The sequence below is a fragment of the Yoonia vestfoldensis genome (assembly GCF_002158905.1).
GTDB classification, from domain to species: Bacteria; Pseudomonadota; Alphaproteobacteria; order Rhodobacterales; family Rhodobacteraceae; genus Yoonia; species Yoonia vestfoldensis_B.
Map to the genome: position 1 here is coordinate 3,783,711 of NZ_CP021431.1, position 14,024 is coordinate 3,797,734.

The following is a 14,024-nucleotide window of genomic DNA, read 5'->3' on the forward strand; positions in this document are numbered from 1 at the left end:
TGACAGGAACCGCTGCTAGGCTTTGCCGCAGTCGGGTATAGGAGGTGCCGGGACTGGGGGGAAACCGCAAGCGCATGGCGATGGGCCATGGTTGCGCGCCTGTTCCAGACAACCTTTTGCTCTGCTCCGCGCTTGCGCGGTCATCTAGATCTTTTGGGAGGAAAACATGAAGAATTTTGGTATCGCGGCCTTTGTGGCGGCGTCGGTCATGGCATCTGCCGCCGTGGCGCAAGTGTCCGAATTGCGGATCATGGCACCGGCAGGCCCGGGTGGCGGCTGGGACCAGACCGCGCGCACGATCCAGTCCACGCTGCAAAGCGAAGGGCTTGTGCCGAATATCCAGGTTGAAAACGTGGCCGGGGCCGGTGGCACCATCGGGTTGCAGCAATTCGTCAACCGCTCGACCGGGGATGCGTCGGCGACGATCGTCGGCGGCTATGTGATGGTCGGTGCGATCATCGCCAACGACAGCGCCGTGACGCTGGGTGACATCACCCCGCTGGCGCGTCTGACGGGTGAATATGTCGTGGTCGTGGCCAGTGCCGACAGCCCGATCAACACGGCCGAAGACCTTGCCAATGCGCTGCGCGCCGATATCGGTGCCGTGACCTGGGCGGGCGGTTCTGCCGGTGGCGTCGATCACATCGCTGCGGGCAAATTCGCGCAGGCCGCCGGTGTCGCCCCCGAGGCGATCAATTACATCCCCTATTCTGGCGGTGGTGAGGCGTTGGCCGCGATCCTGGGTGGTCAGGTCAGCGTCGGCGTGTCGGGGTTCAGCGAGTTTTCCAGCCAGATCGAGGCCGGTGCGCTGAAGGTCATCGGCATCACCGCGCCGGAACGTCAGGCCTATCTGGACGCGCCGACCTTTGTCGAACAGGGCTTTGACGTCGATGTGCAGAACTGGCGCATGATCGCCGCCGCCCCCGGTATCAGCGATGCCGAACGCGCCGCGCTGTTGGATGTGATCGGCACGATGGCGGCCTCTGACACATGGAACGCGGAACTGGAAACCAAGGGCTGGGTGAATACTTTCCTCGCCGGTGACGATTTCGCCGCCTATCTGGACGAACAGATCAGCGCGACGACCGCGATCCTCGCTGATCTGGGTATCACAGAGTAATGTCGGGCGATCCGAAAAACCAAGCAGCCGAAGAGGACCTTCGGCTGCCTTTCGACGACGAGGCCGGGCGCGGCACCGGCAAACGCGATCTGGCGGGGCTGTTGATCGCAGGGGCGCTGTTCGCGCTGGCCATGGTCATCGTCAATGACGCATCCGGCTATCCGATCCGTCGGTCCTATGCCAAGTTCGGCCCAGAGATCGTGCCTTATCTGGTCGCTGCGGGTATTTCGGTCATGGCCGTGATCACCGCGATCATGGCATGGCGCGGCGGTTTCGAGGCACGTGATCCGCTGAATATCGGCGCGTTGTCATGGCTGGTCGGCGGCATCGTGATCGAGATTTTCATGCTTTACGGCGGCACTGGTTTCATTGCGGGCTCTGCCGTCTTGTTTGCTTTTGCGGCGCGGGCCTTCGGGCAGGCGACGCTGCTGTTGAACCTTGCCATCGGGGCCGTGCTGTCGACGCTGCTGTATCTGCTGTTCCGCTACGGGCTGGGGCTGTCGCTGCCAGCCGGTCCGGTCGAGCAGACCATCGATCTTTTGCTGAGGTAAGCGCATGGATACCTTCATTCTGTTGTTCGAGGGTCTGGCGACCGCGACGCAACCCTCAAACCTGATGTTCGCATTGCTGGGCGTGATGCTGGGCACCGCCGTGGGCGTCATGCCGGGCATCGGCCCTGCGCTGACCGTCGCGCTATTGCTGCCGGTCAGCCTGTCCTTTGGCGCGACGGGGTCGATGATCATGTTTGCGGGCATCTATTACGGGGGCATGTATGGGGGCGCGATATCCTCGATCCTGCTGAACACGCCGGGGGAGACCGCGTCAATTATGACCGCGCTCGAAGGCAACCGCATGGCCAAACGTGGCCGGGGCGGCAAGGCCTTGGGTGCGGCGGCCTTCGGGTCGTTCTTTGGCGGGATGTTTGCGACGCTGGGTCTGGCGGTTGTCGCGCCTTTCATGGTGATGGTCGCGCTGTCATTTGGCACGGCGGAATATTTCGCGCTGATGGTTTTGTCCTTCATGACCGTCTCGGCGGCCTTCGGCGGGTCGATGTCGCGCGGGCTGACGGCGTTGTTCATCGGTCTGACCATCGGCATCGTCGGCACGGACAAGCTGACCGGGCAGGTGCGGCTTGCCTTCGGCATCCCCGAGATGAGCGACAATATCTCGATCGCCATCGTGGCTGTCGGTCTTTTTGCCATTGGCGAGACGATGTATCTGGCCTCGCAATCTGTGAACCACAAGACCAAGGCGCAGGCGGTATCGGGGTCTGTCTGGCTGAACTGGGCCGATTTCAAACGCTGCATCCGCCCCTATATCCGTGGCACCGGCCTTGGGTTCCTGTTCGGCCCATTGCCCACGGGCGGGGCGGAAATCCCGACCTTTCTGTCCTATACAACCGAAAAACGTCTGGCGACCGGCGAAGCGCGCCGCGAATTTGACGAAGGTCTGGGCGCCATCGAAGGTGTCGCCGGACCAGAGGCTGCCAATAACGCCTCTGCCGCGGGCACGCTGATCCCGCTTTTGACGCTGGGTCTGCCCACCTCGGCCACGGCGGCGATGATGCTGGCGGGGTTCCAGCAATATGGGCTGCAACCCGGCCCGCTGTTGTTTACCAACAACGCCGAGCTGGTCTGGGGGCTGGTGGCCAGCCTGTTCATCGCCAACCTGATGCTGGTCGTGCTGAACGTGCCGTTCATCGGGATCTGGGTCAAACTGCTGACAATCCCGCGCCCGTGGCTTTACGCGGGTATCCTGTGTTTCGCGACGCTGGGGATCGTCGGTGCGCAAGGCTCGCCTTTCGCGCTGATCCTGTTGCTGGGCTTTGGCTTGATCGGCTTCGTGATGCGCCGGTTCGGTTATCCTTTGGCGCCAGCGCTGGTCGGTGCGATCCTTGGGCCATTGGCCGAGGAACAGCTGCGCCGTGGTCTGATGATCAATCAGGGTGACTGGATGTTCCTGATCGAATCCCGCATCGCGCTGGTGATCTATGCGATCGCCCTGCTGTCGGTCTTTGGTCCGCGTCTTTGGGCGCTGCTGCGCAAGGCCACCGCCAAGACCAGCGCCGCCAGATGAAAAGCGAGGCGCGACGGGGCGGATTGACCGCTTCGTCGCGCCTGCGTTTTTGGGGCGATCCCGACCGGTCAATGCCGCTAGACTGCGCCGGTGTCACAAAGGAATCGCCCCATGACCCGCAGCTATGCTGTCGATATCCTGCGCGGTGCCGCATTGCTGGGCATCGGGATCGTCAACCTGCCGTATCTTGCCCAACCCCTCGCAGCGCAGATGGTCCTGCCCGAGACGATTCTGGACCTTGTCGCCAAAGGCCTTGTCAGCCTGCTGTGCGAGGGCAAGTTCTTTGTGCTGTTTTCATTCCTGTTTGGATGGGGTTTCGGGGTGCAGCTCGCCTCGGCCGCGCGGGCGGGACTGCCTGCGGGGCCAAAATATCGCGCGCGGTTGATCGCGCTGGCCTTGTTCGGCGTGGCGCATGCGCTGTTGGTCTTTCCCGGCGACATCCTGCTGGCCTATGCGATACTGGGTGCCGGGTTATGGTCCCTGCGCGAGGCCAGCCCCCACCGCCTGTGGCGGATTGCGCTATGGATGGTGCCGCTGGCGGCGATGGCTTTTGGCCTGTTGGGGGTCCTCGACGGGCTGTCGAGCGCGATGCCACAAGGCGCTGTCGATCTGGGCGGGAACGGATATCGCGGCAGTTTTGCGGCTGGCGTGGCGCAGCGGCTGTCTGATTGGCCGATCACGCTGCTGGTGGTTGCGCTGTTCAACGGGCCGCTGGCCTTTGGGGCGTTCTGCCTTGGGCTTGCTGCGCAAAAGCTGGGTTTCTTTGACACAGGCAAAAGGATGCAGGCCAAGCTGGCCACGCGTCTGCCGCTTCTTCTGGCCATCGCTCTGCCAGCGAATGGGATCTATGCGGCGGCGATATTGGGGTATCTGCCGGCAGGCTGGCCGACCTATCTGGGATTTGCCGCGCTTGCGCTGGGCGCGCCCGCGCTGGGTGCCGTTTATGTCCTGGCGGTGCTGCGTCTTGCGCCGCATCTTGGGCTGCTGGCGCCGGTGGGATCAATGCCGCTGACCGGCTATATCGGGCAGGGTGTGCTGGCGGGTGCTGTTTTTCATGGCTGGGGGCTTGGCCTGTTCGGCACCCTGGGCAATGCGGCGCTGTTTGGCGTGGCGTGCCTGATCTGGCTGGCGGTGACGGGGGCGGCGATCCTGTGGCAGCGGCGCTGGGCGCGTGGCCCGCTGGATGCGGCCTTGCGCGCGACGGCGGCAGGGCTGGCCCGGTCAACGCGCCGCCATGCTGGCTAGGGCGCGTCATAGCCCTTAGGATTGCTGGATTGCCATGCCCAGGTGCTGGCGGTCATCGCATCCAGATCATGCGTGGCCTGCCAGCCCAGTTCGGCCTGCGCGCGCGCCGGATTGGCCTGCATCGCGGCGATATCGCCTGCGCGGCGGGGGGCTTGGACGGTGGGGATCCTCTGGCCGCAGGCACGCTCGAACGCGCGCAGCATGTCGATCACGCTATAGCTTTGGCCGGTGCCGATGTTGAAAGGCCGCGCGCCGGGGCTGCGGGCCGCGTAATCAAGCGCCGCGACATGCGCGCGGGCCAGATCGACGACATGGATGTAATCGCGCAGGCCGGTGCCGTCCGGCGTGTCGTAATCATCGCCGAAGATCGTCAGCGCCGGACGCAGCCCCACCGCGACCTGCGCGATATAGGGCATCAGGTTATTGGGGATATCCTTGGGGTCTTCGCCGATCCGGGCAGAGCCATGCGCCCCCACGGGGTTGAAATAGCGCAACAGCACGGCGCTGCGGGCCGGATCAGCGGCGGCCCAATCGGTCAGCACCTGTTCGGCCATCAATTTCGTGCGGCCATAGACCGACGTCGGGCGGGTCGGATGCGCCTCGTCATAGGGCAGGTAATCAGGTTCGCCGTAAACCGTGGCCGAGGATGAAAAGATGATCCGGCGGCATCCGGCCCTGTCCATGGCATGCAGCAGCGCCAAGGTGCCGCCAACGTTGACATCATAATAGGCCAGCGGTTTTTGCTGGCTTTCGCCCACCGCTTTCAGCCCTGCGAAATGCACGACAGCCTCGGGCGCGAAATCCTGCATCACGCGGTCCAGCATGGCGGCATCGCGTACATCGCCGCGCAGATCGATCATCGGGCCATTCGACAGGCGGCGCACGCGGGTCAGCACCTCTGGCGTGGCATTGCTGTAATTATCCAGCACGCAGACCTTATGGCCCTGCGCGATCAGTTCGATCAATGTATGGCTGCCGATATATCCGGCGCCGCCGGTGACAAGTACGCGCATCCTTGGTCTTTCGTCAGGCCGCTAGTCGCGGGCATAGATATCTTCATAGCGGATGATATCATCCTCGCCCAGATAGCTGCCGGTTTGCACTTCGATCAGGACCACGGGCAGTTTGCCCGGATTTTCCAACCGGTGGGTTGATCCGAGCGGAATATAGATGGATTCGTTTTCGGTCAGCAGTTTCACCGTTCCGTCACAGGTGACCCGCGCGGTGCCCTGCACGACGATCCAATGTTCGGCGCGGTGGTGATGCGATTGCAGCGACAGCGCGGCACCCGCATCCACGACGATCCGCTTGACCTGAAACCGATCACCCGTGGCAAGGCTTTCGAACCAGCCCCAGGGGCGGTGATCCTTGGGAAAGCTTTCGGCCTGACAGGCACCCCGCGCTTTCAACAGCGCGACGGCCTGTTTGACGTCCTGCGTGCGGCTTTTGTGGCTGATCAGCACGGCATCGGGCATGGCGACGGCGATGATGTCCTGCAAGCCGATGCCGACGATCACCTGTCCGTCATTTTCGGACCGCAGCAGCGTATCGGTGCAATCGATCGCATGGGCCGGACCGGATAGCGCCAGACCGTCGGTTTCGGTTTCGCGCCAGACCGCTGTCCAATCGCCCAGATCAGACCAGCGCCCCGCATATGGGGCCACGCTAAGGTTGTCGGCCTGTTCCATCACCGCGTAATCAATGGAAATCGCGGGCGCGCGGCCCCATGGTTCCGGCGCAAGCCGCAGAAATCCCAGATCATGGCTTGCGTCATCCACGGCTGTCTGCACCGCCTCGACCATATCGGGGGCATAGAGCGCATAGGCGGCCAGGATATCCTTGACGGTGAACAAGAACAGGCCCGCGTTCCATAGATAGCGCCCCTCGGCCAGCATCTTGGCGGCGCGGGCGGCATCGGGCTTTTCGACGAAACTGACCAGCGGTGTGATCTGCGGATCATCCTGGAGCGGGGCTGCGAGCTCAAGATAGCCATAGCCGGTCTCCGCCCGTTCGGGCGTGATGCCAAAAGCGACGATCTGCCCGGCCGCGGCGGCGGGAATGGCCGCGGCAACAATTTGGGCGAACAAGGCCGCATCGGGGATCACATGATCAGAGGGGGCGACCAGCATCAGCGCGTCAGGATCGCTCTGGGCCAGATGCAAGGCGGCGGCCAGAACGGCAGGGCCGGTATCGCGCGGGGCGGGTTCGATCAGCACGGCCTGCGGCGTGATGCCCATGGCTTGCATCTGTTGCACCGCGATGAACCGGAACTGGTCCGCCGTCACGACCAGCGGCGCCGCAAAGACATCGCCGCCCAGCCGGGTCAGGCTGGCTTGGAACAGGCTGCCCGTGCCTGCGAGCGCGGAAAATGGCATTGCCAAGTTGTTTGTGCTGCTCGACTTGGGTAGAGGTGCAGCATGCAAATCCCATCGTCCATGCCGCGCCTGAAGGGCTTTCGTTATCCGCGTGAGGTCGTTGCTTATGCGGTTTGGGCGTACCACCGCTTTGCCCTGAGCACGGCGGATGTGGAAGACCTGTTGGCGGAGCGCGGCGTGATTGTCAGCCGCGAAGCTATCCGCCTTTGGGTCAACCGGTTTGGCACGCATTTTGCGGGCTGTATCCGTCGGGATCGATTACGTCCGAACGACAAATGGCACATGGACGAGGTTGTGATCACGATCAATGGCGTGAAGCACTGGCTGTGGCGTGCGGTGGATGCCAACGGCGACACACTTGATATTCTTATGCAAACACGGCGCAATGCCAAAGCCGCAAAGCGCTTTCTGGCAAAGCTGATTGCTCAATTTGGCCAACCGAGGGTGATCATCACCGACAAACTGCGTAGCTACATCAAACCAATCGCACGCCAGGCACCGGGAGCCGATCACCGTGCCCACAAGGGGCTTAACAATCGAATAGAAGGCAGCCACAGGCCGACGCGGCGACGAGAGAAAATCATGGGCCGATTTAAATCGCCAAGACAAGCGCAACGTTTCCTTGCAGCCCATGACCAGATCAACACGATCTTCAAACCTCGCCGCTATCGCCTCACCGCTAACTCCTATCGTCATGCAAGGGCAGATGCGTTCAACCTCTGGGCCGACTATGCCCGCGAGATGACCGCCTGACGGGCTTGGCTCAGGTTGCATTCGGTTCGGTAAAAATAACTTGGCAACGCCTCTTTGTGGGTTTGGAACGTATCTCAGTTTGTTGCGTCAGGTTGGCCAGTAATGCTCTGCACACTGTGAGGCGGGCGGCGCGCTGTCCGTTGGCAAGGAAGCCGTAATGACGGATGCGATGAAAGCTATCGGGCACTGTATGAAGAAGAAAGCGGCGGATGAACTCTGCGGCATCAAGGGTCATCGTTCTGGGCCGGCGACCATGGCGATAGTCACGCCAGCGGAACGTCACCTTGCCATCTGCCATGCTGACCAGGCGTGAGTTGGCAATGGCGACACGGTGGGTATACCGGCTCAGATACGCCAGCACTTGTACTGGCCCTCCGAAGGGTGGTTTGGCATAGACAACCCATTCTTGACGAGTGGCTTCTGTCAGAAGTTGGGTGAATGCCTGTGGGTCGGCGCGTTCAGCGATGTCACCGAAGAACTTTAGCTGCTCAGCCTCAAAAGCTGCGTGAAGCTCTTGAAGAAAAAGCCGGCGAAACACGCGTGACAGCACCCGGACCGGCAAAAAGAAGTTGGGGCGGCACGCGATCCAGCGCGTGCCATCAGGTGACTGGCCACCCCCCGGAACAATACAATGGAGGTGAGGATGATAACTCATGGTCTGACCCCAGCTATGCAGCACGGCAGTGAGACCGATCCTGGCTCCGAGATGTTTGGGATCGGCGGCTATGATGCGCAGCGTCTCGGCGGCTGTCCTGAACAGAATAGTGTAGACAACCTCTTTGTTCTGGAAGGCTATGGATGCAATCTCGGTGGGCAGTGTGAAGACTACGTGGAAATAAGGCACCGGCAGAAGGTCACCGGCCCGGGCCTCCAGCCAGTCGCGTGCGACCGCGCCCTGACACTTGGGGCAATGCCGGTTGCGGCAGGAATTATAGGCGACACGCACAACGCCGCAGGTCCGGCAGCCCTCGACATGGCCACCGAGCGCAGCCGTGCGGCACAGTTCGATCGCGGACATAACGCGGCGCTCTACGCGCCCAAGGTGGCCGTCGTGAGCATGGATATAGGCAGGACCGTAGCGGCCGAAGACGTCCGCTATCTCCAAGGAGGGAGGCATAGCTCATCCTTAGCCGGGTGGCACTACCTCAAGGCTCAGCCGATCAAACGGGCTCTGCGTCTTCGCTATCGTTGTCGTGGCAACTTGCGTGTAGCGCGCAGTCGTCGATAGGTTGCTGTGTCCGAGCAGAACCTGAATGATGCGGATATCGACGCCGCTTTCAAGAAGATGGGTGGCGAAACTATGCCGCAAAGTGTGGACGCTCACCTTTTTGGTCAATCCCGCCGCCTTGGTTGCCGATCTACAGGCCGAGTGCAGCACCTGCACATCGATGGGCTTGTCGCCACGCCCAGGAAATAGCCAGTTCCGCGGTCGAGCCAGGCGCCAGTAGGTTCGCAAGATGCCGAGAAGCTGTGGCGAAAGCATGACCGTGCGGTCTTTGGCGCCTTTGCCATGACGGACCTGCAGCACCATACGATCACTGTCGATATCTGTGACCTTCAGACTGACCGCTTCCGAGGCGCGCAGCCCTGCGGCGTAGGCTGTCGTCAGTGCCGCACGCGCCTTCAGAGACGGCACCGCCTCGAGGAACCGCACAACTTCATCGGCGCTCAGGATCGTCGGCAACGTGCGCGGGGTTCGCGCGTAGGCGATCCGCTCGGGGATCTCTGCCCGGTTCAACGTGACACCATAGAAAAAGCGCAACGCACAAACTGTCTGATTAAGCGCCGGCCACGAAATATCCTGCGCTACCAGATAGACCTGAAAGGCCCGAACATCTTCTAAACCGAGTTGATCTGGTGACCTATCAAAATACCGGCTGAATTTGGCAACAGCATGCAGATAGGATCGTTGTGTGGCCGGCGACAGGTTGCGAAGCGTCATGTCGTCGATCATACGGCGGCGCAGCGGGCTTACCGCTGATGTGGCATTTGCCATGGTTTGGTCTCCTGTTCAAAGGGTGGTCTCAGCAACCAAACCTATGCATCAGGAGGCCATTCCCGCCAATAGCAACGCCCATCCCGCGTCAGCGGGTTCGTTCAATCCCCGCGATTCAGGTTTTGGGCGTGACGCTTTAAGAAGGGGGTCCCCGATGGAAAGCACCGCTTACGCCCTGCCCGCGACGCCCAAGCAGATCGCCTATGCGCGCGCGCTGGCCTTGCGCAACCAGACGCTTTTGCCGTGGGAGGTTCAGCAAGATCGGCGGTCCCTGAGCGCCTGGATCGACGCACAAGCCAAGTTGAACCCGGGCGCGCAGGACAGCCGCCCGACATCAAAGCAGGTCGCCTTCGCCGAGCGTCTCGCCCGGATCAAACGCCGCGCCGTCCCGGATGAGTGTTTCCGCGACAAGGGGCTGATGTCAAAATGGATCGATGGGAACAAATGAAGCTGGGTAGCCCCTGCGGTGATTGAGACTACTTCAGCCGATCAACAATCGATGCCCCGCCCGACCTGGCAAGCGCGATCAGGCTGGACTGGATTTTGGATGTGAAGACGGAACTGAACGTGCCGATGGGCGTGCGGTCCTCCCAGACATAGGACCGCTCCAGAATATCGGTGTTGATCTCGTCCAGCATGACCCATTTGCGGACATGGGTCTCCAACCCCACACGCTGCGACTCGATCTGTGGCACCTCAATGCACTTGCGCGAGGGCAAAGGCGGTCGCGTCGTGATCGGCAGGATGAACACCACGGTCTCTGTATCGGACTTGGCGACAGTGACGGCGATGCAGACAGGCCGTGTCTTGCGGCCCTCTGTCTCGCCCGCCATCTGTTCGCGTTTCCATAGGAACGGGTAGCGGAAAACCTCTCCCGCGCTCGGCTTAGTCATCAGCCTGCGTCAAGTCCCGCTCGAGCCCCTCTATCATCAGCGCCTTGAGATCCTCGGGCATCTCGTCAACCATATGAGCCTGTTGCGTGGCCCCCCGCGCGAGCTGCTGGTACTGGTCCATGCTCATCAGCACGAATTTCGGCTTACGATGTTTGGTGATCGCAATCGGCGACCGAATAGCCGCGTCAAACAGGTCACTTGTGTGCCGCGTCAGGTCGGCCGCCTTGAACTCGGGAAGCTCATGCATGATCTGGGTCTCCATTTGTGCAGAATATACATACATTCTGGATATTCTGCAAGAGATGGGTTGAGCACTCCCATGTGTCATCCGTACCACCGCACGGTCTCAGTGTAGGTGTACTCATAGGCGGTGTTGCCGTTCTCGAAGGACTCGTCCGAAGTCAGGTGGTCGTAGCCGCGATAGGCTACCAGCGCGCCGTAGCGGTCGAACGTGACGAACGCCCCTGCCCGTCCGATGTCTGTCGGATTGAAGGCTATCGGCCGGATCTCGATCTTTTGGACCTCTGCTTCCAACACGCCAAGCTGCGTATCGATCTCGGGGGGGTCATGTTGTCTAGCGTACTCTTTTTCCAAGGCCTGATACTCGGAGAGTAGTTTGGTATAGGTCGCTTCTTCATCCGTCACCAGCCAATCGAGCAGCATTGTGCCACCCTCAGCGTTATAAGCATTAACACAGACAAAGACGGCGGTAAGGTTGGCCACCTGGGCCGAGGCGTCTGTGAACATCTAGCAAACCTAAATTGCCTTCTTGTTCCATGATAAGTTGATCACATCCCAGACCTGCACCTGACGCGGGTGATCTGGGTCACCTTCAAACCAACATTCTTCTTCTTGATGATCGTATGGTTTGAAGTATGCCGCAATTGTCTCTTGATCTTCGATGGCTATGCAGACTCACCAGCCGGTCGAGTTTATGTGGCGAGAGCATCAGTTTTCTTGCCTCATCATAGCATCGAGGTAGGCGTTGTTGTTTTTCACGTGTCCTGTGCTGGCTCTCAAAATTAATTCGTCGAGTGCAATAAGGAGCTGCCCTGGACCTCATTCTTTAAATGACAAGCGCAATATCCGACACATCCGGATCTACCGCTTGGCATGCTGCCAAAACATGTTTTGCGAGATGCGTCTGAACATAATTGCAATGAAACCGGCTTGGCGCCTTTAGCGTAAGCCGCCCCCCTGCCCTATCGACACGTGCAAGACTGCGTAACCAGCTGGCATATTTATCCGGCATTTCGGTATAAAGAATAGCCTGCGCTAGCGCCCATTCGGTCCCCGAACTGGTATCGGGTGGCGGCAATGTGCCCTTGATCGGCAATGGCACCACTTCTGGTGTTTCCGGCTGGCCGGTCATCCGCAGGTCAAAGTCAGGTCCGACGTTGCACCAATTCTCTTGCGTCATTTCCAGAATGCGGTCGATGTTCAGGCCATATTCCGTGACCCGCCCGCGTGCGCCCTGCCGTTTTACGACGAGCCACCCCAGCCCACGCAGCTTTGCCATTTCACGTTTCACAGTACGTTCGTCGACAGTCCAAAGCCTGGCAATTTCGCGCTGACCGACAGCCAGATCGTCGCGGGCCCAGTTGTAACGTGCAGTGACTAAGGTAATCAGCCGTAGCACCAAACGTTGGTCATGTTTATTACGGGCCAAAGCGTAAGCGCCCAAGGCCGTGATGATATCATATTTTTGCGCTGCATCGCGTTGGCGCGCAGGTTTGACAATGTGCATGACTGCCCTCTACTGCGCAGATCGCGCAGCTTTACTATACCTCTTGGTCAGATCTCTTGATGGATCATAAGGAGCGGTGAAAAACGAAAACGCCTTTCCGTCCTGTTCCCTAATTTGCGTCCAACAATGCGATTCTGTCAAGGGCCTGTTTCGAGGGTGTCATCCAAACGCCTTCATTTAAAATAGATTTTCCGGTATATAGGTATAAGGGGGCAGCTTGTACGTCCCCTATATGACAGTTTTTGTCCCCCAATACTTAGCGATTGTTGATATGGTGTCCCGCTATATCGTGGATCATGGCGTATGCATTGATCGCCTTATTGCGCGGGAAAAGCGCCAGGGCCCGCGATTCGAAGGGCCAACATGTCAGAGCTCTCCAAGATGGAAAAATTCACTTTCTTTCTCGTGTAGTTTCGGCGTAAATCAGGAAAGAAGAATAATTAACGTTTGATTTGTCCTCTGGCATTGGTTCCCCGCGGGGAACCATCGCAAGGCAACAAGCATCAATGACCGGAGTCCGTTTATGTATACACACGAAGATCTGGCAAAGCTGCAGGCGCAGTCGCTTAAGATGCAGGGGTTTATCCGGCAACAAACCTATTCCCCCGAGATGGAGAAAACCTTGCGTCGGTTTTCAAGCTGGGAAGTGGCAGAGCTGATCCTCAAGATCAATCCGTCCACGTTCCGCGGGCGGCTGGCCGCAGACCCTTCCCTTCCCGAAGGTCTGGTCGAAGAAGACGGCCGTCAGCGCTGGTATACATTGGAAGAGATCAATGAACTCCGCCGTAAGGTAAAGATCAAGGGCATGTCCTTGATGCCGCCCCGTCAAGCAGGCAAACGAGCGATTCGCGCGGCGATTGCGAATTTTAAAGGCGGTGCCGGTAAATCTACCGTCGCGCTGCATTTCGCCCATGCCGCTGCGCTGAACGGCTATCGCGTGCTGGCCGTCGATTTTGATCCGCAAGCCACGTTAAGTCATTCCATGGGTTTGTCCGATGTATCCGAAGAGGTGACGGTTTGGGGCATCATGGCCCGCGACCTTATCCGTGAAACCGAACGGATGAATGCCGCCGCTGCCGGTGCCGAAAGCGGGACCGCCCTGCCCCAGCGCAAATTGCCCGCCGCCGTTACCGGCATGGGCCTGAACGAATTGCGCGTCACGGATTTCATTAAATCCACCAGCTGGCCGACTATCGACATTATCCCAAGCTGCGCCAACGCCGCCTTTGTCGAATTTGCCAGCGCCCAGTACCGGCACCTGAACCCCGAATGGTCGTTCTTTGCGGCGGTGTCGCGATACCTCGACCAGATCCCGCCGGATGCTTATGACCTGATCATTTTCGATTGCCCGCCTGCGATCGGCTATCAGTCGATGAATGCGGTTTTTGCGGCCGATGTGCTGTATGTGCCATCTGGTCCTGGCTATTGGGAATATGACAGCACCACCAGTTTCATCGGCCAGCTGTCCGAAGCGCTAGAGGATCTTGGCCGTTTTCGTGGGCGCCTGCCGTCGGGCACTAACCCTGAAAAGGTATTTGCAGCTATTCGTTTCCTACTGACGCGTTTTGAACCGAACAATGACCTACACCGCGCGATGCAAAAAGCATTTGAGCAGGTGTTCAAGTCACATGTCACCGCAAACCCGATTGAAATGACCCGCGCGGTAGAACAATCAGGCCGGTTCCTGTCGTCGATCTATGAAATGGATTACCGGCAGATGACTCGCGAAACATGGCGTCGTGCGCGGATGTCATTTGATCGTGCCTATGACGAATTTCAGGCCACATTGGTCGACGCATGGGACAAGCTGGAGGACTGA

14 protein-coding genes and 1 pseudogene are annotated in these 14,024 nt (G+C 59.9%); 7 read left to right on the plus strand and 8 right to left on the minus strand.

The window, feature by feature from the left end:
• Positions 1 to 166: 166 nt before the first annotated feature.
• From LOKVESSMR4R_RS18980 to LOKVESSMR4R_RS18995, 4 genes are all read left to right on the plus strand, one after another.
• On the plus strand, positions 167 to 1,120 hold the full coding sequence (locus LOKVESSMR4R_RS18980; RefSeq protein ID WP_087212113.1) for a Bug family tripartite tricarboxylate transporter substrate binding protein: 954 nt from the start codon (positions 167 to 169) through the stop codon (positions 1,118 to 1,120).
• A complete protein-coding gene (locus tag LOKVESSMR4R_RS18985) occupies positions 1,120 to 1,671 on the plus strand; it encodes a tripartite tricarboxylate transporter TctB family protein (protein ID WP_087212116.1) in 552 nt (183 codons plus the stop codon). Before LOKVESSMR4R_RS18980 ends, LOKVESSMR4R_RS18985 begins: the two co-directional genes overlap by 1 nt.
• A 4-nt stretch (positions 1,672 to 1,675) precedes the next feature.
• Positions 1,676 to 3,196, plus strand: a complete 1,521-nt coding sequence (locus LOKVESSMR4R_RS18990; RefSeq protein ID WP_087212120.1) for a tripartite tricarboxylate transporter permease — start codon at positions 1,676 to 1,678, stop codon at positions 3,194 to 3,196.
• A 111-nt stretch (positions 3,197 to 3,307) separates the two neighbouring features.
• On the plus strand, positions 3,308 to 4,441 hold the full coding sequence (locus tag LOKVESSMR4R_RS18995) for a DUF418 domain-containing protein (RefSeq protein ID WP_087212123.1): 1,134 nt from the start codon (positions 3,308 to 3,310) through the stop codon (positions 4,439 to 4,441).
• On the opposite strand, the gene galE is transcribed toward LOKVESSMR4R_RS18995, so the two are convergent.
• Together galE and LOKVESSMR4R_RS19005 are read right to left on the minus strand one after the other, a co-directional pair.
• Positions 4,438 to 5,454: a UDP-glucose 4-epimerase GalE gene (gene galE, locus LOKVESSMR4R_RS19000; RefSeq protein WP_087212126.1), complete on the minus strand. Its 1,017-nt coding sequence runs from the start codon at positions 5,452 to 5,454 to the stop codon at positions 4,438 to 4,440. The two genes, LOKVESSMR4R_RS18995 and galE, sit on opposite strands and share 4 nt — an antisense overlap.
• Before the next feature lie 21 nt (positions 5,455 to 5,475).
• Positions 5,476 to 6,864, minus strand: a complete 1,389-nt coding sequence (locus LOKVESSMR4R_RS19005) for a mannose-1-phosphate guanylyltransferase/mannose-6-phosphate isomerase (protein ID WP_420645896.1) — start codon at positions 6,862 to 6,864, stop codon at positions 5,476 to 5,478.
• Between LOKVESSMR4R_RS19005 and LOKVESSMR4R_RS19010 the strand changes: the two genes are divergently transcribed.
• A complete protein-coding gene (locus LOKVESSMR4R_RS19010; protein ID WP_087212131.1) occupies positions 6,859 to 7,569 on the plus strand; it encodes an IS6 family transposase in 711 nt (236 codons plus the stop codon). The genes LOKVESSMR4R_RS19005 and LOKVESSMR4R_RS19010 overlap by 6 nt on opposite strands.
• A gap of 58 nt (positions 7,570 to 7,627) precedes the next feature.
• On the opposite strand, the pseudogene LOKVESSMR4R_RS19015 reads toward LOKVESSMR4R_RS19010, so the two are convergent.
• Positions 7,628 to 8,686 (minus strand): annotated as a pseudogene (locus tag LOKVESSMR4R_RS19015) (IS91 family transposase); the annotation flags it as partial.
• Between the two features lie 9 nt (positions 8,687 to 8,695).
• Positions 8,696 to 9,565, minus strand: coding sequence for a tyrosine-type recombinase/integrase (locus LOKVESSMR4R_RS19020; RefSeq protein ID WP_087212134.1), 870 nt, complete (start codon positions 9,563 to 9,565; stop codon positions 8,696 to 8,698).
• A gap of 154 nt (positions 9,566 to 9,719) precedes the next feature.
• Between LOKVESSMR4R_RS19020 and LOKVESSMR4R_RS19025 the strand changes: the two genes are divergently transcribed.
• A complete protein-coding gene (locus tag LOKVESSMR4R_RS19025) occupies positions 9,720 to 10,013 on the plus strand; it encodes a hypothetical protein (protein ID WP_047998094.1) in 294 nt (97 codons plus the stop codon).
• Between the two features lie 28 nt (positions 10,014 to 10,041).
• Here the strand turns inward: LOKVESSMR4R_RS19025 and LOKVESSMR4R_RS19030 are convergent, their stop codons facing one another.
• The 4 genes from LOKVESSMR4R_RS19030 to LOKVESSMR4R_RS19045 all read right to left on the minus strand — a co-directional run bounded on the left by LOKVESSMR4R_RS19030 (position 10,042) and on the right by LOKVESSMR4R_RS19045 (position 12,205).
• Positions 10,042 to 10,458 (minus strand): hypothetical protein, encoded by a 417-nt coding sequence (locus tag LOKVESSMR4R_RS19030; protein ID WP_237331858.1) that lies wholly within the window; start codon positions 10,456 to 10,458, stop codon positions 10,042 to 10,044.
• Positions 10,451 to 10,705, minus strand: coding sequence for a type II toxin-antitoxin system prevent-host-death family antitoxin (locus LOKVESSMR4R_RS19035; protein WP_237331859.1), 255 nt, complete (start codon positions 10,703 to 10,705; stop codon positions 10,451 to 10,453). Before LOKVESSMR4R_RS19035 ends, LOKVESSMR4R_RS19030 begins: the two co-directional genes overlap by 8 nt.
• A gap of 77 nt (positions 10,706 to 10,782) precedes the next feature.
• Positions 10,783 to 11,205 (minus strand): hypothetical protein, encoded by a 423-nt coding sequence (locus LOKVESSMR4R_RS19040; protein ID WP_087212143.1) that lies wholly within the window; start codon positions 11,203 to 11,205, stop codon positions 10,783 to 10,785.
• A gap of 319 nt (positions 11,206 to 11,524) precedes the next feature.
• Entirely contained in the window at positions 11,525 to 12,205 is a 681-nt protein-coding gene (locus LOKVESSMR4R_RS19045) for a DnaA N-terminal domain-containing protein (protein WP_087212146.1), read from the minus strand.
• A gap of 523 nt (positions 12,206 to 12,728) precedes the next feature.
• Here LOKVESSMR4R_RS19045 and LOKVESSMR4R_RS19050 point away from each other — a divergent pair.
• The gene (locus tag LOKVESSMR4R_RS19050; protein WP_087212148.1) at positions 12,729 to 14,024 is read left to right on the plus strand and encodes an AAA family ATPase; all 1,296 of its coding nucleotides are present in this window, start codon (positions 12,729 to 12,731) and stop codon (positions 14,022 to 14,024) included.